Origin of the sequence: Bacillus sp. FSL R5-0603, from assembly GCF_038050295.1 — a bacterium.
GTDB lineage: Bacteria > Bacillota > Bacilli > Bacillales > Bacillaceae > Bacillus > Bacillus subtilis.
In genome coordinates this window covers 3,353,406-3,379,009 of the sequence record NZ_JBBOYP010000001.1, presented here as the reverse complement: position 1 = coordinate 3,379,009, position 25,604 = coordinate 3,353,406, and the positions used below count along the sequence as shown (strand labels likewise).

The 25,604-nt window shown below is 47.0% G+C and carries 24 protein-coding genes and 1 pseudogene; 20 read left to right on the top strand and 5 right to left on the bottom strand.

Features of this window, described 5'->3' with window-relative positions:
• Positions 1 to 11 precede the first annotated feature (11 nt).
• Positions 12 to 497 carry a phenolic acid decarboxylase gene (padC, locus tag NYE56_RS17455; RefSeq protein WP_003243190.1) on the top strand — a complete coding sequence of 162 codons (486 nt, stop codon included), beginning with the start codon at positions 12 to 14 and terminating at the stop codon, positions 495 to 497.
• 26 nt (positions 498 to 523) lie between these two features.
• Here padC and NYE56_RS17450 read toward each other — a convergent pair.
• The 3 genes and pseudogenes from NYE56_RS17450 to slrR all read right to left on the bottom strand — a co-directional run bounded on the left by NYE56_RS17450 (position 524) and on the right by slrR (position 2,719).
• A pseudogene (locus NYE56_RS17450) lies at positions 524 to 713 on the bottom strand (hypothetical protein).
• A 2-nt stretch (positions 714 to 715) separates the two neighbouring features.
• Positions 716 to 2,185, bottom strand: a complete 1,470-nt coding sequence (gene pnbA, locus NYE56_RS17445) for a para-nitrobenzyl esterase (protein ID WP_341284181.1) — start codon at positions 2,183 to 2,185, stop codon at positions 716 to 718.
• 75 nt (positions 2,186 to 2,260) lie between these two features.
• Entirely contained in the window at positions 2,261 to 2,719 is a 459-nt protein-coding gene (slrR, locus tag NYE56_RS17440; protein ID WP_014478046.1) for an HTH-type transcriptional regulator SlrR, read from the bottom strand.
• Between the two features lie 245 nt (positions 2,720 to 2,964).
• On the opposite strand from slrR, the gene NYE56_RS17435 reads away from it, so the two are divergent.
• From NYE56_RS17435 to NYE56_RS17365, 15 genes are all read left to right on the top strand, one after another.
• The gene (locus NYE56_RS17435; protein WP_021480654.1) at positions 2,965 to 3,669 is read left to right on the top strand and encodes a YveK family protein; all 705 of its coding nucleotides are present in this window, start codon (positions 2,965 to 2,967) and stop codon (positions 3,667 to 3,669) included.
• Positions 3,670 to 3,674: 5 nt separating this feature from the next.
• Positions 3,675 to 4,358, top strand: a complete 684-nt coding sequence (gene epsB / locus NYE56_RS17430) for a protein tyrosine kinase EpsB (RefSeq protein WP_341284180.1) — start codon at positions 3,675 to 3,677, stop codon at positions 4,356 to 4,358.
• A gap of 234 nt (positions 4,359 to 4,592) precedes the next feature.
• Complete coding sequence (locus tag NYE56_RS17425) at positions 4,593 to 6,413, top strand: polysaccharide biosynthesis protein (RefSeq protein WP_171518537.1); 1,821 nt, start codon at positions 4,593 to 4,595, stop codon at positions 6,411 to 6,413.
• 11 nt (positions 6,414 to 6,424) lie between these two features.
• Positions 6,425 to 7,570 (top strand): glycosyltransferase family 4 protein, encoded by a 1,146-nt coding sequence (locus NYE56_RS17420; protein ID WP_268554990.1) that lies wholly within the window; start codon positions 6,425 to 6,427, stop codon positions 7,568 to 7,570.
• Positions 7,567 to 8,403, top strand: a complete 837-nt coding sequence (gene epsE, locus NYE56_RS17415) for a glycosyltransferase EpsE (protein ID WP_341284179.1) — start codon at positions 7,567 to 7,569, stop codon at positions 8,401 to 8,403. Before NYE56_RS17420 ends, epsE begins: the two co-directional genes overlap by 4 nt.
• Positions 8,396 to 9,550 carry a glycosyltransferase family 1 protein gene (locus NYE56_RS17410; protein ID WP_128738259.1) on the top strand — a complete coding sequence of 385 codons (1,155 nt, stop codon included), beginning with the start codon at positions 8,396 to 8,398 and terminating at the stop codon, positions 9,548 to 9,550. Before epsE ends, NYE56_RS17410 begins: the two co-directional genes overlap by 8 nt.
• Entirely contained in the window at positions 9,547 to 10,650 is a 1,104-nt protein-coding gene (gene epsG, locus NYE56_RS17405) for a biofilm exopolysaccharide biosynthesis protein EpsG (RefSeq protein ID WP_015714749.1), read from the top strand. The genes NYE56_RS17410 and epsG overlap by 4 nt, the downstream gene beginning before the upstream one ends.
• 24 nt (positions 10,651 to 10,674) lie before the next feature.
• A complete protein-coding gene (locus tag NYE56_RS17400; protein WP_341284178.1) occupies positions 10,675 to 11,709 on the top strand; it encodes a glycosyltransferase family 2 protein in 1,035 nt (344 codons plus the stop codon).
• Positions 11,710 to 11,713: 4 nt separating this feature from the next.
• A complete protein-coding gene (locus NYE56_RS17395; protein ID WP_341284177.1) occupies positions 11,714 to 12,790 on the top strand; it encodes a polysaccharide pyruvyl transferase family protein in 1,077 nt (358 codons plus the stop codon).
• Entirely contained in the window at positions 12,787 to 13,821 is a 1,035-nt protein-coding gene (locus NYE56_RS17390) for a glycosyltransferase (RefSeq protein ID WP_341284176.1), read from the top strand. The genes NYE56_RS17395 and NYE56_RS17390 overlap by 4 nt, the downstream gene beginning before the upstream one ends.
• Positions 13,818 to 15,335 carry an MATE family efflux transporter gene (locus NYE56_RS17385; protein WP_341284175.1) on the top strand — a complete coding sequence of 506 codons (1,518 nt, stop codon included), beginning with the start codon at positions 13,818 to 13,820 and terminating at the stop codon, positions 15,333 to 15,335. The genes NYE56_RS17390 and NYE56_RS17385 overlap by 4 nt, the downstream gene beginning before the upstream one ends.
• The gene (locus NYE56_RS17380) at positions 15,332 to 15,940 is read left to right on the top strand and encodes a sugar transferase (RefSeq protein ID WP_014480945.1); all 609 of its coding nucleotides are present in this window, start codon (positions 15,332 to 15,334) and stop codon (positions 15,938 to 15,940) included. The genes NYE56_RS17385 and NYE56_RS17380 overlap by 4 nt, the downstream gene beginning before the upstream one ends.
• On the top strand, positions 15,937 to 16,587 hold the full coding sequence (locus NYE56_RS17375) for an acetyltransferase (protein ID WP_341284174.1): 651 nt from the start codon (positions 15,937 to 15,939) through the stop codon (positions 16,585 to 16,587). The genes NYE56_RS17380 and NYE56_RS17375 overlap by 4 nt, the downstream gene beginning before the upstream one ends.
• 4 nt (positions 16,588 to 16,591) lie before the next feature.
• Positions 16,592 to 17,758 (top strand): DegT/DnrJ/EryC1/StrS family aminotransferase, encoded by a 1,167-nt coding sequence (locus NYE56_RS17370; RefSeq protein WP_341284173.1) that lies wholly within the window; start codon positions 16,592 to 16,594, stop codon positions 17,756 to 17,758.
• Positions 17,737 to 18,705 (top strand): polysaccharide pyruvyl transferase family protein, encoded by a 969-nt coding sequence (locus NYE56_RS17365; RefSeq protein ID WP_341284172.1) that lies wholly within the window; start codon positions 17,737 to 17,739, stop codon positions 18,703 to 18,705. The genes NYE56_RS17370 and NYE56_RS17365 overlap by 22 nt, the downstream gene beginning before the upstream one ends.
• A gap of 9 nt (positions 18,706 to 18,714) precedes the next feature.
• On the opposite strand, the gene yvfG is transcribed toward NYE56_RS17365, so the two are convergent.
• Positions 18,715 to 18,933, bottom strand: coding sequence for a protein YvfG (yvfG, locus tag NYE56_RS17360; protein WP_003219905.1), 219 nt, complete (start codon positions 18,931 to 18,933; stop codon positions 18,715 to 18,717).
• 78 nt (positions 18,934 to 19,011) lie between these two features.
• Between yvfG and rpoN the strand changes: the two genes are divergently transcribed.
• On the top strand, positions 19,012 to 20,322 hold the full coding sequence (gene rpoN, locus NYE56_RS17355) for an RNA polymerase factor sigma-54 (protein ID WP_031315345.1): 1,311 nt from the start codon (positions 19,012 to 19,014) through the stop codon (positions 20,320 to 20,322).
• 26 nt (positions 20,323 to 20,348) lie between these two features.
• Here the strand turns inward: rpoN and lutP are convergent, their stop codons facing one another.
• Positions 20,349 to 22,040: an L-lactate permease LutP gene (gene lutP / locus NYE56_RS17350; protein ID WP_069704026.1), complete on the bottom strand. Its 1,692-nt coding sequence runs from the start codon at positions 22,038 to 22,040 to the stop codon at positions 20,349 to 20,351.
• A gap of 227 nt (positions 22,041 to 22,267) precedes the next feature.
• Between lutP and lutR the strand changes: the two genes are divergently transcribed.
• From lutR to ganS, 3 genes are all read left to right on the top strand, one after another.
• A complete protein-coding gene (gene lutR / locus NYE56_RS17345; RefSeq protein ID WP_341284171.1) occupies positions 22,268 to 22,990 on the top strand; it encodes an L-lactate utilization/bacilysin biosynthesis transcriptional regulator LutR in 723 nt (240 codons plus the stop codon).
• A 179-nt stretch (positions 22,991 to 23,169) separates the two neighbouring features.
• Positions 23,170 to 24,162 carry a galactan degradation operon transcriptional regulator GanR gene (gene ganR / locus NYE56_RS17340; protein ID WP_341284170.1) on the top strand — a complete coding sequence of 331 codons (993 nt, stop codon included), beginning with the start codon at positions 23,170 to 23,172 and terminating at the stop codon, positions 24,160 to 24,162.
• Between the two features lie 141 nt (positions 24,163 to 24,303).
• A complete protein-coding gene (gene ganS / locus NYE56_RS17335) occupies positions 24,304 to 25,569 on the top strand; it encodes an arabinogalactan oligomer ABC transporter substrate-binding protein GanS (RefSeq protein ID WP_341284169.1) in 1,266 nt (421 codons plus the stop codon).
• Positions 25,570 to 25,604: the final 35 nt, after the last annotated feature.

Below are 25,604 nucleotides of genomic sequence, written 5' to 3'. Positions count from 1 at the left end.
GAGTGTGTAAGATGGAAAACTTTATCGGAAGCCACATGATTTATACGTATGAAAACGGATGGGAATACGAGATTTATATTAAAAACGACCATACAATTGATTATAGAATTCATAGCGGAATGGTTGCCGGACGCTGGGTTCGGGATCAGGAAGTGAATATTGTCAAACTGACAGAAGGCGTATATAAAGTGTCTTGGACAGAGCCGACTGGCACGGATGTTTCATTAAACTTTATGCCAAATGAAAAACGCATGCATGGCATTATTTTCTTCCCGAAATGGGTGCATGAACATCCTGAAATTACGGTTTGCTACCAAAATGATCACATTGATTTGATGAAAGAATCCCGCGAAAAATATGAAACGTATCCAAAATACGTTGTACCTGAATTTGCGGAAATTACATTTCTGAAAAATGAAGGAGTCGACAACGAAGAAGTGATTTCGAAGGCTCCTTATGAGGGAATGACAGACGATATTCGCGCGGGAAGATTATAATAAACATAAAAACCCGGAAAAGAGAATTACTTCTCTTTTCCGGGTTTTTTTTGCTGAGTATGCGGGAACCATCACAATTCCTGCGAAAAACAGTATGATGCCAGTCCAGCGCATAGGCTGGTAATAGACTGTGTCCCGTAAACATACCACAGCCGACAAAATAATGATACAAGCTGCCACAACAATGGCAGCACCAATGTATCCTGTTTTCCCCATGTTTATTCTCCTTTTGAAGGGAATAGCTTCTGCCTTTTTTCAGATTCGGGATCGTTTTCGATCGTAATCTCTGAGTCTAAAATCAGCGTCTCTCTCGTTTCTTCATGATACGCAGGCCAATTCACAGCTTCGGTGCTTGGGTTTCCTGTTTTAGCGAACGTGATCCACGCTGATTGTATCGTGTGAGAAAGCTGTTTCACCTCATCCGTAATCTCCGCTTTTGCCATTTGTTCCAATCCGTCCAGATTTCCAAAGACAAAAGGAAGTTCTAATGCGTGAAACGCTTTATTGTACGGCGGCTTCTTCGGGTGCCAATCGAACCTGTACATCCAGACAGGGGCGTAATGAGACTGTGCGGATGCATAGGCGACGGCAGGGCGCCAAAATAATAAATCAGTCATCATATGAATTTGGCTTTCCAGAGAACGCGGATACAAATCGGCAACTTTCTCTGCCAGCGGCTTCCCTAGTAAATACTCGAGCGCTGCATCAAGCGTTTCCTGAGAATGAACGTCTGAATCCGGGGTGAAAAATAAATATCCTTCATCACGGGTTGTTCCAATTAATAGAGGAATACCGGAAGCAGCCCCTTCTGCGATCGCTTTTTCTGGTTCTTCAGGCAGCGTTTTCGGATCAAGGGCGGGCTGGAAGAACAGCTGAAAGATATTTTCTTTTTCTGCAATCCGAAGCTGATCAGCCGCTTTTAGCAAATCTTCCGCTGCTACAGTATGCAATCTGTCCAGCTGGCTCTCATTAATCCCAAGGACTTGTAAAAAGGCAGCCGCAGTGCTTGCCGCTTGTTCTTTCGTCATCGTTCGGGAAGCGCCGCTTTCCATGATCGCTTTCTGGAACAGGCCTTTTGCCGCAGGCATAGCAAGCAGCGCGGCAATGCTCATGCCGCCGGCGGATTCTCCAAATACTGTTACGTTATCGGGATCACCGCCAAACGCTGAGATATTCTCTCGCACCCATTTCAGCGCTGCGGCTTGGTCAAGCAGTCCGAGGTTATCGGAATACGCTTCATCAAACGAAGACAAATGTAAAAAGCCAAACGGACCCAGCCGGTAGTTCAGTGTAACGACAATGACTTCTCCCTGCGCTGCAAGTCTTGACCCATCATATAATGGCTCACTGCCTGCCCCGAGATAAAAAGTGCCGCCGTGAATCCACACCATGACAGGCAGGTTTTGACTTGGAGTGTCAGGCGCAAATACATTGACATACAAGCAATCCTCGGACTGGCGGGGCAGCTCAGCATACGACAGTGACAGCAAATCAGACGGCTGCGGGCAAACAGGGCCGTACGCTGTGGCATCAAGGACACCTTCCCACACTTCAGGCGGCTCAGGTGCTTTAAAACGCCATTGTCCGACAGGCGGCTTGGCATAGGGGATGCCTTTCCACTTATGTACGCCGTTTTCCGTTGTGCCTTTTACTTTGCCGTATTGAGTCGTTACTATTTGATGAGTCATTGTGTTCTCTCCCTTTTTCCCCCATTATAAACAGATTTCCCCTGAAGATGCGAACGTTAGCCCTTTAACCGATCATCATCTTCCCATTGTTTTTAAAAAGGATTTGACTTCATGGACAGACAAGCCGATTTCTCTTGCCTCCGCCATCAGCGCTTTCCATTCTTCTATATTGGATTCCGTCAGTTTGCGGTTGCGGTAAGAGGCAGTTTCGGGCTGTTCTTTCTTGAGTCTGTTCGTAAAAGTGAACAATTCTTCCTTTTCCATCCCGGCTTGTACGGCTTGCACTAAATGTACGCGCCATTCTTCTTCACCGCCGCTGATTTTTTCATACATCATTGTTTCTGCGTCAAATAATTCTGTTAATTCAACTTCCAGTGTGGCAGAAACCTTTTTTAAAAATTGAACGGACGGATTCGTGTGAACGCCTCTTTCAATCTTGCTTAAATAGGATTTGGATACGCCTGACTCAACAGCCAGCTGATTAATAGAATAGCCTTTTCTTTTACGGTACAAACGGATAATTCTTCCAATCATAATATGAAATTCTCCTCTATTCCTGTCGTTATTTCGTTCATTATAAGGAATTTTTCGTTCTTTATAAAATTTAAAATAATAAGGGAAGTGCAGTAAATTAGAGGAAAATCATGATTTTGTTCTCTAAAGAGAACTTATTGGCTTATTTTGCAATTTTTAAATAATAACGTTTTCTTTTATAATCCAATCATTAACAGAAAGGGGCGCGGGAAGCCAGCCGCGGGAAGGCTGAAGGCTATGAATACATGAATGAGAATATGAGTTTCAAAGAATTATATGCGATTGTCAGACACAGATTCGTGCTGATTCTGCTCATCACAATCGGCGTCACCCTTATGATGGGTTTTGTGCAATTTAAGGTCATTTCACCGACCTACCAGGCGTCGACACAGGTGCTGGTTCATGAATCAGACGGTGAAGAAAACTCGAATCTCAGTGACATCCAGCGAAATCTTCAGTATAGCAGCACGTTCCAATCGATTATGAAAAGCACTGCCTTGATGGAAGAAGTTAAGGCGGAATTGCACCTATCTGAATCGGCTTCCTCGCTGAAAGGAAAAGTAATCACCAGCAGTGAAAATGAATCAGAAATTATCAACGTTGCCGTCCAGGATCACGATCCGGCGAAAGCGGCTGAGATTGCGAACACGTTAGTGAACAAGTTTGAAAAAGAAGTAGATGAAAGAATGAATGTACAAGGCGTACATATATTATCAGAGGCGAAGGCTTCTGAAAGCCCGATGATCAAGCCGGCCAGGCTGCGAAATATGGTCATGGCTTTTGGCGCTGCTGTCATGGGCGGCATTACACTGGCATTTTTTCTGCATTTTCTCGATGATACGTGCAAAAGCGCACGGCAGCTCAGCGAGAGAACCGGATTGCCATGCTTAGGCTCCGTTCCTGATGTCCACAAAGGGCGGAATCGCGGGATAAAACATTTCGGGGAGTGAAGCGAGTGGTCTTTAGAAAAAAGAAAGCAAGGCGAGGTTTGGCTCAAATATCTGTTTTACACAATAAATCAGTTGTTGCGGAACAATATCGCACCATTCGGACAAACATTGAGTTCTCATCTGTCCAGACCAGCTTGCGATCTATCCTCGTCACCTCCTCTGTGCCTGGTGAAGGTAAATCGTTCAGTGCAGCGAATCTTGCGGCTGTCTTTGCGCAGCAGCAGGAAAAGAAAGTACTGCTGGTGGATGCCGATTTAAGAAAGCCGACCATCAATCAGACGTTTCAGGTTGATAATGTAACCGGGCTGACAAATGTGCTGGTCGGCAATGCTTCACTCAGTGAGACGGTGCAAAAGACGCCGATCGATAACTTATATGTACTGACAAGCGGGCCGACCCCGCCAAACCCGGCAGAACTGCTGTCTTCAAAAGCAATGGGAGATTTAATATCTGAGATCTATGAACAATTCAGCCTCGTCATCTTTGATTCCCCTCCGCTTTTGGCTGTTGCAGATGCTCAGATTCTAGCAAATCAGACAGACGGCAGCGTGCTCGTCGTTTTAAGCGGAAAAACAAAAACCGATACCGTTCTGAAAGCAAAAGATGCACTGGAACAATCCAATGCGAAGCTGTTAGGCGCTCTTTTAAACAAAAAGAAAATGAAAAAATCGGAACACTATTCCTACTAGTTTTTGTAAAGGTGATGTCTCCTGACCTGTATCAATGGAGGCACTCGGCTCTGCTGTGGGCAGCTGAAGTTGCTGCCTTAGATGCTGGTCGTCGCTGGCGGGGCGTGAGGATGGGTTAAATGCCCACTTATCTCATATATACATAGGACGTATTGTCGGTTTAGCTGCTGCCGATTTTTTGGAGAGACGAAAACCGCCGCAGCTAAACCGATAAAAGAATTAGGGGGGAAAAGGTTGAGTTACCGGAGAAGACTGTCAATGATTATTGCGCTGGATACTTACCTCGTTTTAAATTCAGTTATTGCAGGATATCAATTTTTAAAAGATTCCTATCAATTTTATGACTCCGGAGCATTACTGCTTACCGCTGTCAGCTTGCTCCTCAGCTATCATGTGTGTGCTTTCCTGTTCAATCAGTATAAACAGGTGTGGACATACACCGGACTTGGCGAGCTGATCGTCCTGCTTAAGGGCATTACGCTTTCCGCCGCTGTGACCGGTATCATTCAGTATGCTGTGTATCATACGATGTTCTTCCGTCTGTTAACCGCGTGCTGGGTGCTTCAGCTTTTGTCTATTGGAGGGACCCGTATTTTATCCAGAGTATTAAACGAAAGCATCAGGAAAAAACGCTGCGCCTCGTCCCGCGCGCTGATTATCGGGGCGGGCTCAGGTGGGACTCTGATGGTCAGGCAGCTGCTTTCGAAAGATGAACCTGATATCATACCTGTCGCTTTTATTGATGACGACCAAACGAAGCATAAATTAGAAATTATGGGGCTGCCCGTAATCGGCGGAAAAGAAAGTATCATGCCTGCGGTGCAAAAGCTCAAAATTAATTATATTATTATTGCCATTCCTTCACTCCGCACCCATGAGCTTCAGGTGTTATATAAAGAATGTGTGCGAACCGGAGTGAGCATTAAAATTATGCCTCATTTTGATGAAATGCTGCTTGGCACACGAACTGCCGGACAAATCAGAGATGTAAAAGCTGAGGACTTGCTCGGCAGAAAGCCGGTAACCCTCGACACTAGCGAAATTTCGAACCGCATCAAAGGAAAAACAGTTCTCGTCACGGGAGCGGGCGGATCAATCGGCTCGGAAATCTGCCGCCAGATCAGCGCGTTTCAGCCTAAGGAAATTATTCTGCTCGGCCATGGGGAAAACAGCATTCATTCGATTTATACAGAGCTGAACGGACGATTCGGCAAACACATTGTGTTCCATACGGAAATCGCTGATGTGCAGGACCGCGATAAAATGTTTACCTTGATGAAAAAATACGAGCCGCATGTTGTCTATCATGCAGCTGCCCATAAGCATGTGCCTTTAATGGAACATAATCCTGAAGAGGCGGTCAAAAACAATATTATCGGAACAAAAAATGTCGCGGAAGCAGCCGATATGTCGGGAACAGAGACATTCGTGCTGATTTCATCGGACAAAGCGGTGAACCCAGCCAATGTAATGGGGGCGACAAAACGATTCGCAGAGATGATTATTATGAATCTTGGGAAAGTCAGCAGAACCAAATTTGTCGCTGTTCGCTTCGGCAATGTACTCGGGAGCCGCGGCAGCGTCATTCCGATTTTCAAAAAACAGATTGAAAAAGGCGGCCCGGTGACAGTAACACATCCGGCAATGACCCGCTATTTCATGACGATTCCCGAGGCATCAAGGCTTGTGATTCAGGCTGGGGCACTGGCGAAAGGGCGTCAGATTTTCGTTCTCGATATGGGAGAGCCCGTAAAGATTGTGGATCTTGCCAAAAACCTCATTCATTTGTCCGGCTACACGACTGAGCAGGTTCCAATCGAATTCACAGGCATTCGTCCGGGCGAAAAAATGTATGAAGAATTACTGAACAAAAATGAAGTCCATGCTGAACAAATATTTCCAAAAATTCACATCGGTAAAGCGGTGGACGGCGATTGGCCGGTGCTGATGCGCTTTATCGAGGATTTTCATGAGCTGCCGGAAGCCGACCTGAGAGCGAGGCTGTTTGCGGCAATCAATACATCAGAAGAAATGACGGCTGCCAGCGTTCATTAGGGGGAGTGAAAATGACGAAAAAGATATTGTTTTGCGCGACTGTTGATTATCATTTTAAGGCCTTTCACCTCCCTTATTTTAAATGGTTCAAACAAATGGGCTGGGAGGTTCATGTCGCCGCGAACGGACAAACCAAGCTGCCGTATGTGGATGAGAAATTCTCCATCCCGATTCGCAGGTCACCTTTTGACCCTCAGAACCTGGCTGTTTATAGGCAGTTGAAGAAAGTGATTGACACCTATGCATACGACATTGTCCATTGCCATACACCGGTCGGCGGCGTTCTCGCCAGACTGGCGGCGAGGCAGGCACGGCGGCACGGAACAAAGGTGCTGTATACAGCGCACGGATTTCACTTCTGCAAAGGAGCACCAATGAAAAATTGGCTTCTTTATTATCCGGTCGAGAAATGGCTTTCAGCATATACGGACTGCCTGATTACGATTAATGAAGAGGATTATAAACGGGCGAAAGGACTTCAAAGGCCGGGCGGAAGGACGCAGAAAATTCACGGCATTGGCGTCAACACCGAGCGTTTCCGGCCTGTCAGTCCGATAGAGCAGCAAAGACTCAGAGAAAAGCACGGATTCCGTGAAGATGATTTTATATTGGTTTATCCGGCTGAGCTCAATCTGAACAAAAACCAGAAGCTGTTAATTGAAGCCGCAGCCTTGCTAAAAGAAAAAATTCCCTCGCTCCGCCTTGTGTTTGCCGGGGAAGGGGCAATGGAACAAACGTATCGAACGTTGGCTGAAAAGCTTGGCGCCTCCGCCAATGTCTGTTTTTACGGCTTTTGCAGCGACATACATGAGCTGATTCAGCTTGCGGATGTATCTGTCGCATCCAGCATTAGAGAGGGCCTCGGCATGAATGTGCTTGAGGGAATGGCGGCAGAAAAACCGGCGATCGCCACGGATAATCGCGGGCATCGGGAAATCATCCGCGACGGAGAAAACGGTTTTCTGGTCAAAATCGGTGACAGTGCTGCTTTTGCCCGCCGGATTGAACAGCTTTACCATAAGCCGGAGCTCTGCCGAAAGCTGGGACAGGAAGGCCGAAAAACAGCCTTGCGCTTCTCGGAGGCGCGAACGGTGGAAGAAATGGCAGATATTTATTCCGCGTACATGGATATGGATACAAAGGAGAAAAGCGTATGAACTCAGGACCGAAAGTTTCTGTCATTATGGGCATTTATAATTGCGAACGCACTTTGGCAGAAAGCATAGAATCCATACTCAGCCAATCCTATAAAAATTGGGAGCTGATTTTGTGCGATGATGCGTCAACAGACGGCACGCTCCGCATCGCGAAGCAGTATGCCGCTCATTACAGCGACCGCATCAAACTGATTCGAAACAAAACAAATAAGCGGCTTGCCGCATCATTAAATCATTGTCTTTCGCATGCGACAGGCGATTATATCGCACGTCAGGACGGAGATGACCTTTCGTTTCCGCGCCGTCTGGAAAAGCAGGTCGCGTTTTTAGAAAAGCACCGACACTATCAGGTGGTTGGCACCGGCATGCTTGTGTTTGATGAATTTGGCGTAAGAGGCACCCGCATTCTGCCTTCTGTTCCGGAGCCGGGCATCATGGCAAAAGGGACCCCATTTTGCCACGGCACGATTATGATGAGAGCGAGTGCCTATCGCACGCTGAAAGGCTACCGGTCGGTGCGGCGGACGAGACGAATGGAAGATATTGATTTGTGGCTTCGCTTTTTTGAAGAGGGCTTCAGAGGCTATAATCTTCAGGAAGCCTTGTATAAAGTGAGGGAAGACAGCGATGCATTCAAACGGCGGTCATTTACGTATTCAATCGACAATGCCATTCTTGTCTATCAGGCGTGCAGACGCTTGAAGCTTCCTTTATCTGATTACATATATATCGCAAAACCGTTAATCCGCGCGTTTATGCCTCCAGCCGTGATGAATCGCTACCACAAAAAAAGAGTAATGAACCAAAAGGAAGGGCTTGTCAAGCATGAATAGCAGCCAAAAACGCGTGCTCCATGTTCTCAGTGGCATGAACAGGGGCGGCGCGGAAACCATGGTGATGAATTTATATCGGAAAATGGACAAAAGCAAAGTGCAATTTGATTTTTTAACGTATCGAAATGATCCGTGCGCTTACGATGAAGAGATTTTATCTTTAGGCGGGCGGCTTTTTTATGTCCCGAGCATTGGGCAAAGCAATCCCCTTACATTTGTGAGGAATGTGAGAAACGCGATAAAAGAAAACGGGCCGTTCAGCGCCGTTCATGCGCACACGGATTTCCAAACGGGTTTTATCGCCCTTGCGGCAAGGCTCGCCGGAGTGCCGATCAGGGTATGCCATTCCCACAATACGTCTTGGAAGACCGGCTTCAATTGGAAGGATCGCTTGCAGCTGCTCGTGTTCAGGCGGCTCATTTTGGCAAATGCGACAGCGCTGTGTGCCTGCGGAGAGGATGCGGGCAGGTTTTTATTTGGACAGTCCAACATGGAGCGGGAGCGTGTTCACCTTCTTCCTAACGGGATTGACCTTGAGTTGTTCGCCCCAAATGGGCAGGCGGCTGATGAAGAAAAAGCAGCACGCGGCATTGCAGCCGACCGGCTCATCATTGGCCATGTGGCCCGGTTTCATGAAGTGAAAAACCACGCGTTCCTGCTGAAGCTTGCCGCACATCTCAAGGAAAGAGGCGTTCGCTTTCAGCTCGTTCTGGCGGGAGACGGGCCGTTGCGCGGGGAGATAGAGGAGGAGGCGCGGCAGCAGAATTTGCTATCAGACGTCCTCTTTTTAGGCACGGAAGAACGGATCCATGAACTGATGCGAACATTCGATGTATTTGTCATGCCGTCTCTGTACGAAGGCTTGCCGGTTGTGCTTGTGGAAGCGCAGGCGTCGGGGCTTCCATGCATCATTTCAGACAGCATTACAGAAAAAGTCGACGCCGGTCTCGGGCTTGTCACAAGATTAAGTCTTTCTGAGCCGATCAGCGTCTGGGCTGAAACCATTGCAAGGGCGGCCGCCGCAGGCAGGCCGAAGCGTGAGTTCATCAAAGAAACACTCGCTCAACTTGGCTACGATGCACAGCAAAATGTAGGAGCGCTGCTGAATGTATACAACATCAGCACGGAAAAGGACCATAACCGATGATTGTATATGCCGTCAATATGGGGATTGTATTTATTTGGTCTTGGTTCGCTAAAATGTGCGGCGGCCGTGACGATTCGCTTGCCACGGGGTATCGGCCGAATAAGCTTTTGATCTGGATTCCGCTCGCTTCACTTGTGCTCGTGTCAGGTCTCCGCTATCGAGTCGGCACGGATTTTCAGACGTACACGCTGCTGTACGAATTGGCGGGCGATTATCAAAATGTGTGGCAGATATTCGGTTTCGGCACAGCGAAAACAGCGACAGATCCGGGGTTTACCGCACTCCTTTGGCTGATGAATTTCATCACGGAAGATCCTCAAATCATGTATTTTACGGTGGCAGTCGTGACCTACAGTTTTATTATGAAGACACTCGCCGACTATGGCAGGCCGTTTGAGCTGAGTGTCTTTTTGTTTTTGGGAACCTTTCATTACTACGCGTCTTTTAACGGCATCAGGCAATACATGGTGGCAGCTGCTTTGTTTTGGGCGATCCGTTATATCATCAGTGGGAACTGGAAGCGATATTTCCTGATTGTGCTGGTCAGCTCGCTCTTTCATTCGTCGGCGCTGATTATGATTCCAGTGTACTTTATTGTCAGAAGAAAAGCCTGGTCACCGGCGATATTCGGCCTATCCGCTTTATTTCTCGGAATGACATTTTTATATCAAAAATTTATTTCTGTGTTTGTCGTTGTACTTGAAAACAGCTCATACAGCCATTATGAAAAATGGCTCATGACGAACACAAATGGAATGAATGTGATCAAAATCGCTGTTTTGGTTCTGCCGCTGTTCCTTGCATTTTGCTATAAAGAACGATTACGGAGTCTGTGGCCGCAAATCGATATTGTCGTTAATTTGTGCCTGCTTGGTTTTTTGTTCGGCCTTTTGGCCACAAAGGACGTGATTTTTGCCAGATTCAATATTTATTTCGGTCTGTATCAAATGATCTTAGTCCCTTATTTCGTCAGGATATTTGATGAAAAATCGAACGCCCTTATCTATATCGCTATCGTTGTTTGTTATTTTCTTTACAGTTATTTGCTTATGCCGGTTGATTCATCCGTTCTGCCTTACAGAACGATTTTTTCCCGGTAATTTATGCAAGAGGAGCCGGTCATTATGGAAACACCTGCGGTTAGTCTGTTAGTCGCTGTTTATAACACAGAAACATATATCAGAACGTGTCTCGAATCACTGCGGAACCAGACAGTGGACAATATAGAGATCATCATTGTTAATGACGGTTCAGCAGACGCAAGCCCGGATATCGCAGAAGAATACGCCAATATGGACAACAGGTTCAAGGTGATTCATCAAGAGAACCAGGGTCTCGGTGCGGTTCGGAATAAAGGCATTGAGGCAGCACGCGGCGAATTTATCGCGTTTATCGATTCAGACGATTGGATTGAGCCTGATTATTGCGAGCAGATGCTCCGGGCAGCAGGCGAAGAAACTGATCTGGTCATTTGCAATTACGCCGCAGAGTTTGAGGACACTGGCAAAACCATGGACTCAGACATTGCCCAAACCTATCAGGATCAGCCGAAGGAGCACTATATCAAGGCGTTATTCGAAGGGAAGGTCAGAGGGTTTTCATGGAACAAACTGTACAGAAGAAGCATGATTGAAGCCCATCGGCTGTCGTTTCCGCTCCGAGGCGAGCTGGAGCATGTCGAGGATCAGTTTTTCAGCTTCAGGGCTCATTTTTTCGCTCGCTCAGTTTCCTACGTAAAAACGCCGCTCTATCATTACCGAATTCACCTTTCCTCCATTGTGCAGCGCTATCAGAAAAAATTGTTTGAATCAGGACTTGCGCTGTATGAGGCGAATGCGGCGTTTTTACAGGAGAACAACAAACTGGAGGAGTATCGCAAGGAGCTTGATACCTTTATCGTTCTTCACAGCAGCATCTGTATGCTGAATGAATGGAAAACGAGCGGCAGCCGCCGGCTGTTTGAAAAGCTTAGAAATGTTGGCGTGATATGCGCGGACCCGGTGTTTCAAGAAAGTCTTTCAAAAACGGGTACCGCTCCTTTTGACGCAAAACGGTCATGCCTGCTTCTGATGGCGAAATACAGAATGATTCCGTTCGTCGCTATGGCATCGGCTGTGTATCAGCGGGTGATCGAGTACAAAATGAGAAACAGAGGGTGAGAACATGTCGTTACAATCGTTGAAAATCAATTTTGCAGAATGGCTGCTGCTAAAGGTCAAATACCCGTCCCAATATTGGCTGGGAGCGGCAGATCAACCGGTAAAGGCCGCAGCACATCAGAAAAAAATCATACTGACCCTGCTGCCGTCCCATGACAATTTGGGAGATCACGCAATTGCTTATGCCAGCAAGGCATTTCTTGAGCAAGAATACCCGGACTTTGACATCGTCGAGGTTGATATGAAGGACATTTACAAATCAGCAAAAAGCCTGATCCGCTCGCGCCATCCGGAGGATATGGTCTTTATCATCGGCGGCGGAAATATGGGGGATTTATACCGTTATGAGGAGTGGACGCGCCGCTTCATCATTAAAACATTCCGTGACTATCGGGTTGTCCAGCTTCCGGCAACGGCTCATTTTTCTGACACGAAAAAGGGGCGCAAAGAGCTGAAACGGGCACAGAAAATTTATAATGCGCACCCCGGCCTATTGCTCATGGCACGGGATGAAACAACGTATCAATTTATGAAACAGCATTTTCAAGAAAAGACAATTTTGAAGCAGCCGGACATGGTGCTGTATTTAGACAGAAGCAAGACCCCCGCAGAACGCGAAGGGGTTTATATGTGTTTGCGCGAGGATCAGGAAAGCGTGCTTCAGGAGGACCAGAGGAACCGGGTCAAGGCTGCGCTATTTGAGGAATTCGGCGAGATTAAATCCTTTACGACAACGATCGGGCGCCGGGTCAGCCGCGATACACGCGAACAAGAACTTGAAGCGCTGTGGTCTAAGCTGCAAAGCGCAGAAGCAGTCGTCACTGACAGGCTTCATGGCATGATTTTTTGTGCGCTGACAGGAACGCCGTGTGTTGTCATTCGCTCCTTTGACCATAAGGTGATGGAGGGCTATCAATGGCTTAAAGACATCCCGTTCATGAAGCTGATAGAACATCCGGAGCCAGAGCGCGTAACAGCCGCAGTCAATGAGCTTTTAACAAAAGAAACAGCCCGTGCAGGCTTTCCGAGAGATGTGTATTTTAAAGGTCTGCGTGACAAAATCAGCGGTGAAGCGCAATGACCCCGCTCGTCAGCATTATTGTCCCGATGTATAATGTTGAACCATTCATAGGGGAGTGCATTGATTCTTTGCTTTGCCAAACGCTTTCTGATATTGAAATCATCCTCGTGAATGATGGAACACCGGATCGTTCAGGCGAAATTGCAGAGGACTATGCAAAACGGGATGCGAGAATCCGGGTCATTCATCAGGCAAACGGCGGACTTAGTTCAGCGCGAAATACGGGAATAAAGGCCGCGCGGGGCACTTATATTGGCTTTGTAGACGGAGACGATTATGCATCTTCCGCCATGTTCCAGAGGCTGGCTGAAGAAGCGGAGCAAAATCGGCTCGACATCGTCGGATGCGGTTTTTACAAGCAGTCATCGGACAGGCGGACATATGTGCCGCCGCAGCTTGAGACAAACCGCGTGCTGACGAAACCAGAAATGACTGAACAGCTTAAACATGCTCACGAAACGAGATTTATCTGGTATGTATGGCGTTATCTTTACCGCCGTGAGCTTTTTGATAGGGCGAATCTGATGTTTGATGAAGACATCCGTTTTGCTGAAGACTCTCCCTTCAATTTGTCCGCTTTTTGCGAAGCGGAGCGGGTGAAAATGCTGGATGAAGGCTTGTACATCTATCGTGAAAACCCGAACAGCCTGACAGAAATTCCTTATAAGCCGGCGATGGATGAACATCTTCAAAAACAATATCAGGCTAAAATCGCATTCTACAATCACTACGGCTTAGCAGGCGCATGCAAAGAAGATTTGAATGTGTACATTTGCAGGCACCAGCTTCCGATGCTTTTGGCAAATGCCTGTGCTTCTCCGAATTCGCCGAAAGACATCAAAAAGAAGATCAGACAGATTTTATCCTATGACATGGTGCGACAGGCTGTCAGACATACACCGTTTCAGCATGAGAAATTATTAAGAGGAGAGCGCTTGGTATTAGCACTGTGTAAATGGCGGCTCACTTTTCTCATCAAGCTGTTTTTCGAGCATCGGGGGACAATGAAAGGCAGTGCGAAGCAAGCATGAAATTCACAATAAACTTCAGCGCTAATCTCACGGCTTTTCTCTTGTCCGTTTTCCTATCGGTTTGGATGACGCCTTTTATTGTCAAAACGCTCGGTGTGGAAGCGTTTGGCTTTGTTCACTTGACACAAAATGTGATTAATTACTTTTCGATTATTACCGTGGCGCTCAGCTCGGTTGTCGTTCGGTTCTTTTCTGTTGCTGCCCACAGGGGAGAGCGGGAGAAAGCAAATGCGTATATCAGCAATTATTTAGCGGCCTCTGTTTTGATTTCATTGCTGCTCTTGCTGCCGCTTGCGGGTTCGGCTTTTTTTATTGACCGCGTCATGAATGTGCCGCAAGCGCTTTTGGCTGATGTGCGTTTGTCGATTTTAATCGGCAGTGTGCTGTTTATTTTAACATTTCTGATGGCGGGCTTCGGCGCTGCACCATTTTATGCCAACCGCCTTTATATCACCAGTTCCATTCAGGCGGTGCAAATGCTTATACGGGTGCTGTCTGTGCTGCTCCTGTTTGCATGCTTTGCGCCGAAAATCTGGCAGATCCAGCTTGCAGCTTTAGCTGGTGCTGTCATGGCGTCTGTGCTGTCTTTCTATTTCTTCAAAAAGCTGATTCCGTGGTTTTCGTTTCGTATGAAGGATCTTTCATTCCGCACAAGCAAGGAGCTGTTTCAAGCTGGCGCATGGAGCTCCGTCAATCAAATCGGCGTCCTGCTTTTTTTGCAGATTGATCTGTTAACCGCCAATTTGATGCTGGGGGCGTCCGCATCCGGGAAATACGCGGCGATTATCCAGTTTCCGCTGCTTTTGCGCAGCTTGGCCGGAACGGTCGCATCCCTGTTTGCGCCTATCATGACTTCATATTATTCAAAAGGCGATATGGAAGGATTGATGAATTACGCCAATAAGGCAGTAAGGCTCAATGGTCTTTTGCTTGCACTTCCTGCTGCCTTATTGGGCGGATTGGCGGGACCTTTTCTGACAATCTGGCTCGGACCGTCCTTTTCGTCGATAGCACCGCTTTTATTTATTCATGCCGGATACTTGGTTGTCAGCCTCGCCTTTATGCCGCTGTTTTATATATGGACCGCTTTTAATCAACAAAAAACACCGGCGATTGTTACCCTGCTGTTAGGTGCGGTGAATGTGGTGCTGGCGGTCACGCTGAGCGGGCCGGCTCATCTCGGTCTGTACGGCATAACATTGGCAGGGGCCATTTCTCTTATTTTAAAAAATGCCATCTTTACGCCGCTTTACGTATCCCGCATTACAGGCTACAAAAAGCACGTGTTCTTTAAAGGCATCATCGGGCCTCTTTCAGCCGCTGTGTTTGCCTGGACGGTCTGTAAGGCAATTCAGTTCGTTGTGAAGATTGACGGCTGGCCGTCACTGATAGCGACGGGAGTGACAGTCAGCTTTTGCTACGCTGTTTTCGCTTTTATGCTCGTTTGTACAAAAGAGGAAAGACAGCTGGTATTAAAACGGTTTCGAAAAACGAAAGGAGCTGTGAATCTTTGATCCTGAAACGACTTTTTGATCTGACGGCCGCCATTTTTTTGTTGTGCTGTACGAGTGTGATCATTCTGTTCACCATCGCCGTTGTCAGGCTGAAAATAGGATCACCTGTCTTCTTTAAGCAAGTAAGGCCGGGCCTGCACGGCAAACCGTTCACCCTATATAAGTTTCGGACAATGACGGATGAACGGGACAGTGAGGGAAATCTGCTGCCCGATGAAGTCCGGCTGACGAAAACGGGCAGGCTGATCAGAAAGCTGAGCATTGATGAGCTTCCGCAGCTCCTGAATGTCCTGAAGGGCGATCTTAGCCTTGTCGGGCCGCGGCCGCTTTTGATGGACTATCTGCCTCTTTATACAGAAAAACAGGCACGGCGCCATGAGGTGAAGCCGGGTATCACAGGCTGGGCGCAAATCAATGGCAGAAACGCGATTTCCTGGGAAAAGAAATTTGAATTAGATGTTTGGTACGTTGACAACCGGTCATTTTTTCTCGATTTGAAAATTTTATGTTTGACGGTGCGAAAGGTCCTTGTTTCAGAAGGGATTCAGCAAACCAATCATGTGACCGCGGAACGGTTTACCGGAAGCGGAGATGTGTCCTCATGAAAAATGTGGCCATTGTGGGTGACGGCGGTCACGGAAAGGTGATCAGAGAGCTGATAAACACCCGCTCAGATACGCGCTTAGCCGCAGTGCTGGATGATAAATTCAAAACGTTCGAAGGCGGAAAAGAATGGTACACAGGACCGCCGGAAGCCGTTACTGAACTGCGCAGGCTCATTCCTGATGTGCTGTTTCTGATTGCTGTTGGAAATAACGGTGTCAGAAAACAGCTGGCGGAGCGACTGGGACTGAGGAAAGACGATTTTATTACATTGATTCACCCGTCAGCCATCGTCAGCAGGTCGGCTGTCATTGGGGAAGGGACAGTGATTATGGCGGGCGCGATCATTCAGGCGGATGTGCGCATCGGCGCCCACTGCATCATCAATACGGGTGCAGTGGCAGAGCACGACAATCAAATCAGCGATTACGTTCATCTGTCCCCGCGTGCCACGCTGTCAGGAGCGGTTTCCGTTCAGGAAGGCGCTCACGTCGGAACCGGTGCATCCGTCATACCGCAGATCACAATCGGGGCTTGGAGCATTGTTGGAGCCGGCTCCGCGGTGATCCGTCCCATACCGGACAGGGTAACGGCGGCCGGTGCTCCGGCACGCATCATTTCTTCTATTCAAACATCAAACAAAGGATGATTCTATGCATAAAAAAATCTACTTATCTCCCCCTCATATGAGCGGCAGGGAGCAGCACTATATTTCAGAAGCCTTTCGCTCAAACTGGATCGCGCCGCTTGGGCCGCTCGTGAATTCATTTGAAGAACACCTTGCAGAACGAGTCGGTGTAAAAGCAGCAGCTGCGGTCAGCTCAGGAACGGCGGCGATTCATCTCGCGCTGCGTTTACTTGAGGTAAAAGAAGGTGACAGCGTGTTTTGCCAGTCCTTCACATTTGTAGCAACCGCCAATCCGATTTTATATGAAAAAGCGGTGCCCGTCTTTATTGATTCTGAGCCTGATACGTGGAATATGTCGCCGACAGCCCTTGAAAGAGCATTGGAGGAAGCGAAAAGAAATGGAACACTGCCAAAAGCGGTGATTGCCGTCAATCTATATGGGCAGAGTGCGAAAATGGATGAAATCGTAAGCCTGTGTGATGCATACGGAGTTCCTGTCATTGAGGACGCAGCCGAATCTCTCGGCACAGTCTATAAAGGGAAGCAAAGCGGAACTTTCGGGCGCTTCGGCATTTTTTCATTTAACGGGAACAAAATCATTACCACATCAGGGGGAGGGATGCTCGTTTCAAATGATGAAGCAGCAATTGAAAAAGCAAGATTTCTCGCTTCGCAGGCACGAGAGCCGGCTGTTCATTATCAGCACAGTGAAATAGGACATAATTACAGGCTGAGCAATATCTTAGCCGGCGTCGGCATTGCCCAGCTTGAGGTGCTGGATGAGCGAGTGGAAAAAAGAAGGGCCATTTTCACGAGATACAAAAATGCGCTCGGTCACATAGACGGCGTCCGCTTTATGCCGGAGTACGCAGCAGGCATATCCAATCGCTGGCTCACCACGCTCACACTTGATAACGGAATCAGCCCATATGACGTAGTTCAACGTCTTGCTGAAGAAAACATTGAAGCCCGTCCGCTGTGGAAGCCGCTCCATACCCAGCCGCTGTTCGATCCGGCTTTATTTTATTCTCATGAAGATACAGGAAGCGTATGCGAAGATTTGTTCAAGCGAGGAATCTGTCTCCCATCGGGGTCCAATATGACAGAAGATGAGCAAGACCGGGTCATTGAAGTGCTACTGCACTTATTCCAAACTGCCGAGGTGAAGAAATGGACAGCAAGCATTCGATGATCAGCCTGAAACAGAAACTGTCCGGGCTGCTCGAGGTCATTCCGAAACAATCAGAGATTATATATGCTGACTATCCTCTATATGGGAATGTAGGGGATTTATTTATTATGAAAGGAACAGAAGCCTTCTTTAAAGAACACGGGATTCGGGTCAGAAAACGCTGGAATCCTGACAATTTTCCAGTCGGGCGAAAGTTGGATCCTAATCTCATCATCGTCTGCCAGGGAGGCGGAAACTTCGGGGATCTGTATCCGTATTATCAAGGCTTTAGAGAGAAAATCGTCCACACCTATCCGAACCACAAAATTGTGATCCTGCCGCAATCGATTTATTTTCAAAACAAAGACAACCTCAAACGGACGGCAGAGATATTTTCTAAGCATGCGAACCTTCACATCATGACAAGGGAAAAAGCCTCCTATGCTACGGCACAGTCTTATTTTTCAAGAAATCAGATTCAGCTTCTGCCTGATATGGCTCATCAGCTGTATCCGGTCATTCCCACGCAGCAGCCGTCCAATCAAAAGCTGAGATTTATCCGAACAGATCATGAAGCAAACCAAGAGCTTCAGGAACACGCAGAAGCGGAAAGCTACGACTGGCGCACGATGCTGTCAGCTTCAGACCGCCGGACGATTGCTTTTCTCCAAACGCTGAACGTCCTGAACAAAAAAGCAGGCAACCCTTTGCCCATTGCGTATATATGGGGAAAATACACGAATTATATCGTCCAAAAAGCCATTCGGTTTTTCAGCCGTTACGAATCGGTGGAAACGTCAAGGCTGCACGGACACATCTTGTCCTCTCTTCTTCAAAAAGAAAACACGGTCATTGATAATTCCTATGGGAAAAACGCCAATTACTTTCATACCTGGATGGAAGGAGTGCCAGGCACCCGGCTCATCCAGCACGCCTCAAAGAAGGAAAACCTTCCTGCTCACATGTGAGCGGAAGGTTTATTTTGATTCTCCACGTTTGACTTTGTTGTATGCTTCATCTAAATGCTGAATCCGTTTCAGGACAACTGCGTTTTTTGTCAGCTGGTCCTGCACTAGTGTTGAGACGACGGAACGGTAGTAGCTGTTCATCGCGTGGATTTTATCCTCAGACTGATTCATTTCAATATGCTGTTTTAAATTCTCAATAAAATAAGGGACGGAAAAAAGTTCAGACATTTCTTTGGCAGCTCCTTTTTCATAAATGTATACGGTGTGATCTCAATCATGTACAATGAAGAAAGGGGAGTGAGCAAGATGGATATGAAACTTCAGCAAGTACAAGTATTAAAGCCTCAACTGACACAGGAGCTCAGGCAGGCCATCACGCTGCTTGGCTATCATTCGGCAGAACTCGCCGAGTACATTGATGAGCTCTCACTGGAAAACCCTCTTATTGAACGAAAGGAAACAGACACACCGCCACTATCTTACCATAAAACAAACAAAAACAGGATGAATGCACAGGAAGCGGGCCTTCAATTAAGTGATCCGCAAAAAACATTGCAGGATGCGTTAAAACAGCAGTCACTCGATATGAATCTGACCAACACTGAAAAAAAGATTTTTAATTATCTGATTCATTCGCTTGATTCAAACGGGTACTTGGAAGAAGATGTGGAGGAGGCAGCACGGCGCCTATCTGTATCGGCTAAGGAAACGGAGGCTGTTTTGGCAAAACTCCAGTCATTAGAACCGGCTGGAATCGGTGCGAGATCTTTGCAGGAATGCATCCTTCTTCAATTACAGCGGCTGCCGAACAGAAATGAACAAGCGGAAATGCTGGTTTCAGCTCATTTTGATGCTTTTGCGCAAAAAAAATGGAAAGCGCTTTCAGTAGAGACGGGAATTCCGCTTCATACCATTCAAGATATCTCAGATGATATCGCGGCTCTTCATCCTAGACCTGGCCTTCTGTTTGCCCGGCCAGAGCAAGATGTGTATATTGAGCCTGACATTTTTATCACCGTAAAAAACGGGCACATTGCAGCGGAACTGAATACCCGCTCGTTTCCCGAGATCGATCTGCATCCGCAGTATAGAACGCTTTTATCATCCGGCTCCTGTCAGGATACTGTCTCCTATTTATCTGCGAAATATCAGGAGTGGCGCTGGCTGAGCCGCGCGCTGCGGCAGCGAAAACAGACAATCACGAGAATTATCAATGAACTGATCACACGCCAAAAGGATTTCTTTCTGAAAGGGCGAAGCGCAATGAAGCCGCTGACTCTCAGAGAGGTGGCGGACTGTCTAAGCCTTCATGAATCAACTGTGAGCCGTGCCATTAAAGGGAAAACAATACAAACGCCTTACGGGCTGTTTGAGATGAAACTCTTTTTCTCAGCAAAAGCCGAGGCTTCAGGAGAGGGAGATGCGTCGAATTATGCAGTCAAAATGCATCTTGAAGACCTGATCAATCAAGAGGACAAAACAAAACCGCTTTCAGATCAAAAGCTTGTCGATTTGCTGTATGAACAACACGGCATCCAAATCTCGAGACGCACCGTGGCAAAATATCGCGATCAAATGAATATTCCGTCATCAGCAGCGAGAAAGCGATATAAATAAAATCCTCCCTAGACGGGAGGATTTTTTTAAGGAATCATCCAGCTGAATACGTGATGCTGCAAAAAGGTGATGATACAAACGAGCAGCAGCAAAAACAGACTGTGTTTAATGGTAAAGCGGAAAAGATCTGACTCCTTTCCGGCGAGTCCTACCGCGGCGCACGCCACCGCAATCGACTGCGGCGAAATCATTTTTCCTGTGACACCTCCTGAAGAGTTGGCGGCCACAGACAGAACGGGGTCCATGCCGACTGATAATGCGGTGACTTTCTGCAGGTTGCCGAACAGCAGGTTGGCGGAAGTATCCGAACCGGTAATGAAGACGCCGAGCCAGCCGAGAACGGGCGAAAAGAAGGTAAACATCGAACCTGTCAGCGCGAGTGTCATCCCGAGTGTCGTGCTCATTCCCGAGGAGTTGGTGACATAGGCAAAACCAACGACAGAAGCGATGGTCAAAATCGGAAGCTTCAATTCTTGGACTGTTTCTTTAAAAACGGTTCCCCAGTCTTTCCACGAAATCGCCGTGATGAACTTTGACAGCACTGCGGCAATCAATATCGCGGTGCCGGCCGAACCAAGCACCTCCAACTTGTAAACCGCTTCAATCGGCGTACCGTCAGCATTGACAATCTGATTGTTCAAAAAAGGCACACCGGGGGCAAAAGTCAGTTTTTCTCCAACAGCATTCAGCCACTTCAAGAACACCGCAGAGCCTTCATAATGCCCGGTTAGTGCAGATTTGACAGATGGAATGCCCCATACGGAAATCATCGCCGTCAGCAGCAGAAATGGCGACCAAGCCTTAAAAATCTGTCCGCCGCTGTATGCAGGCGCCGCCGGATTTGTGCGCGCCGTTTCAATTGAGGCGGCCGACTCTTGTTCACCGGCAAACCGGAATGTTGTTTTCGGCTTCCACCATTTCAAAAACACAGCAAGTGCAGCCATTGAAACAAGAGCTGACAAAACATCGGGCAGCTCAGGCCCTAAAAAATTGGAACTGAGATATTGAACAACAGCAAAGGAAACACCAGATACGAGAATCGCCGGCCAGATCTCCAAGGCTTTCCTGAACCCGCTCATGATGATGATTAAATAAAGAGGAATAAATACGGATAAAAACGGCAGCTGCCGCCCGACCATTTGCGAAATCTCCATCGCCGGAATCCCTGTCGGCCCTTCTACGGCTGTAATTGGAATCCCAATCGCCCCAAAGGCAACCGGCGCCGTATTGGCGATCAAACAGATCCCCGCAGCATAAAGAGGATTAAAGCCGAGACCGACCAGCAGCGCGGCAGAAATGGCGACCGGCGCTCCGAAGCCTGCTGCCCCTTCTAAAAAAGCCCCGAATGAAAAAGCGATCAAGAGAGCTTGAAGCCGTCGGTCATCAGTAATCGAGAGAACAGAGCTGCGAATGATATCAAACTGTCCCGTTTTCACAGTGATTTTATACAAAAAAACAGACGTCACAATGATCCAGCCGATCGGCAACAATCCGTATACGGCTCCTTGTGTCGCGGACATCAGCGCTTTTTCCGCCGGCATCCGATAAACCAATACAGCAATGATAAGGGCGATTCCCAATGTGGCCAAGCCTGCTGTATACCCCTTCATCCGTTTAATCGCGAGTGCCCAAAAAAAGAAAATAATCGGTACAAGTGCGGCAAGCGCTGATAATAGCAAATTTCCCCCTATAGGCGTATATGCCTGTGTCCATTGCATCCCAAACCCCTCCTTGAAACATAAACTGGCGCCATATGTAAGCGGTTTCTATAGATGATATGATCATCTGATGACTGGGTAATAAGACCAGTTACCTAGCATTATATTTTGAAAAAAATCAAAGTACAAGACTTTTTGACAAAATAGTCAAAATCTTTTGGCGTCCCACAAAACAGAGTATAATAGATCGTAAACAGCCAGACCTACAAGTTACGGGGTGAATTGCATTGAAATACAAACAGATTAAAACAAAAAAAATATATGAAGAAGTAGCGGATGCCCTATTAGATATGATCAAAAACGGCGAATTGAAGCCGGGGGATAAACTGGACTCTGTTCAGGCGCTTGCTGAGAGCTTTCAAGTCAGCCGTTCAGCGGTTCGCGAAGCACTTTCTGCGCTAAAGGCGATGGGGCTTGTCGAAATGAAACAGGGAGAAGGCACGTATCTGAAGGAATTTGAGCTCAATCAAATCTCTCAGCCGCTCTCAGCGGCCCTTCTGATGAAAAAAGAGGACATCAAGCAGCTGCTCGAGGTCAGAAAACTGCTTGAAATCGGCGTGGCTTCACTAGCGGCTGAAAAAAGGACAGAAGCAGATCTCGAAAGAATTCAGGATGCACTAAAGGAAATGGGCAGCATTGAAGCGGACGGGGAGCTGGGAGAGAAAGCAGACTTTGCATTTCATCTTGCGCTTGCGGACGCTTCTCAAAATGAACTTCTTAAACACTTGATGAATCACGTGTCATCATTGCTGCTGGAAACAATGAGGGAAACGAGGAAAATCTGGCTGTTTTCCAAGAAGACCTCCGTTCAGCGGCTGTATGAGGAGCACGAACGGATTTACAATGCTGTGGCTGCAGGGAACGGTGCAGAGGCGGAAGCCGCCATGCTGGCGCATTTGACGAATGTGGAAGATGTGCTTTCGGGATATTTCGAGGAAAATGTGCAATAACCAACTCATTTCCCGGGCAATTCCGCCGGTTCCGAATGATACGAACAACTGAGACTGAGCCGCAAATGGTTCAGTCTTTTTACATGGCAGCCAGAGGGCTTTGTGCACTTGACATTTGTGATAAAGAAAGTAAAATATTTTACTAAAACAATGCGAGCTGAATAATGGAGGCAGATACAATGGCGACAATTAAAGATATCGCGCAGGAAGCGGGATTTTCAATCTCAACCGTTTCCCGCGTTTTAAATAACGATGAAAGCCTTTCTGTTCCTGATGAGACACGGGAGAAAATCTATGAAGCGGCGGAAAAGCTCAATTACCGCAAAAAAACAGTAAGGCCGCTGGTGAAACATATTGCGTTTTTATATTGGCTGACAGATAAAGAAGAATTAGAAGATGTCTATTTTAAAACGATGAGATTAGAAGTAGAGAAACTGGCGAAAGCATTCAATGTCGATATGACCACTTATAAAATAGCGGATGGAATCGAGAGCATTCCTGAACATACGGAAGGGTTTATTGCCGTTGGCACATTTTCAGATGAAGAGCTGGCTTTCCTCAGAAATCTCACTGAAAACGGCGTGTTCATCGATTCAACTCCTGATCCCGATCATTTTGACTCGGTAAGGCCCGATTTGGCACAAATGACAAGGAAGACGGTAAACATCCTGACTGAGAAGGGGCATAAGCGCATCGGTTTTATCGGCGGCACATACAAAAATCCGAATACCAATCAGGATGAAATGGACATCCGTGAACAAACCTTCAGATCCTATATGAGGGAAAAAGCCATGCTGGACGAGCGCTATATTTTCTGTCATCGCGGATTCTCTGTAGAAAACGGCTACCGCCTGATGTCAGCAGCGATCGACACATTAGGCGATCAGCTTCCGACTGCTTTTATGATTGCAGCGGACCCGATTGCAGTGGGCTGTCTGCAAGCCCTGAACGAAAAAGGAATTGCCATACCAAACAGGGTAAGCATTGTGAGTATCAACAACATCAGCTTCGCGAAGTATGTCTCGCCTCCTCTGACGACGTTTCATATTGATATACATGAATTATGTAAAAATGCTGTTCAATTACTGCTTGAACAAGTGCAGGACAAGAGAAGAACGGTAAAAACATTATATGTGGGCGCGGAATTAATCGTCAGGAAGAGTATGAATTAAGGATGACTTAGGACACTAAGTCATTTTTTTATTTAGGTAAAAAAATTTACTCTATAAGGTAAATAGTTTGTTTACACATTTTCTCAGGCGTGCTATATTATCTTTAAAGCGCTTTCATTCCTACCGAAAGGGTGACAATCAATGAAAATGGCAAAAAAGTGTTCCGTATACATGCTCTGCGCAGCTGTCAGTTTATCCTTGGCGGCTTGCGGCCCAAAGGAAAGCAGCAGCGCCAAATCGAGTTCAAAAGGGTCAGAGCTTGTTGTATGGGAGGATAAAGAAAAGAGCATCGGCATTAAGGACGCCGTTGCTGCGTTTGAAAAAGAGCATGATGTGAAGGTCAAAGTCGTTGAAAAACCGTATGCCAAGCAGATTGAAGATTTGCGAATGGACGGACCGGCCGGCACAGGCCCTGACGTATTAACAATGCCAGGGGACCAAATCGGAACCGCTGTCACGGAAGGATTACTCAAGGAATTACATGTCAAAAAAGACGTTCAATCACTTTATACTGACGCTTCCATTCAGTCTCAAATGGTAGATCAAAAGCTTTATGGACTGCCAAAAGCGGTCGAAACGACTGTGCTTTTTTACAACAAAGATCTCATCTCAGAAAAGGAATTGCCCCAAACGCTGGAAGAGTGGTACGACTATTCCAAAAAGACTGCTGATGGCAGTAAATTTGGCTTTTTAGCCCTATTCGATCAAATTTATTATGCAGAAAGTGTGATGAGCGGATATGGCGGATACATTTTTGGAAAGGACAAAGATGGGAGCTATAACCCGTCAGACATTGGAATCAATAATGAAGGAGCTGTCAAAGGTGCGGCGCTGATTCAGAAGTTTTACAAAGATGGCCTGTTCCCGGCTGGCATTATTGGAGAACAAGGGATTAACGTATTGGAATCGCTGTTCACAGAAGGAAAAGCCGCCGCGATTATCTCTGGGCCATGGAATGTAGAAGCTTTTTCGAAAGCAGGAATCAATTATGGCATTACGAAACTGCCGAAGCTGGAAAATGGGGAAAACATGAGCTCCTTTATCGGCGTCAAAAGCTACAATGTCAGTGCATTTTCAAAGAATGCAGAGCTGGCGCAAGAATTAGCAGTTTTCCTGGCAAATGAAAAAAATTCTAAAACACGATATGAAGAGACGAAAGAAGTTCCTGCTGTGAAATCCCTAGCCAATGACCCGGCTATTAAGAAAAGCGAGGCGGCACGAGCTGTTACTGAACAATCCCGTTTCTCAGAGCCAACACCAAATATTCCGGAAATGAATGAAATATGGACGCCGGCTGATTCAGCATTACAGACTGTTGCAACTGGGAAGGCGGATCCGAAACAAGCATTGGATCAAGCAGCTGAAACGGCCAAAGGACAAATTAAGGCAAAGCACAGCGGAAAATAAAGAGAAAGCTAGATTTGTATTGTAAGAGAGGTGAA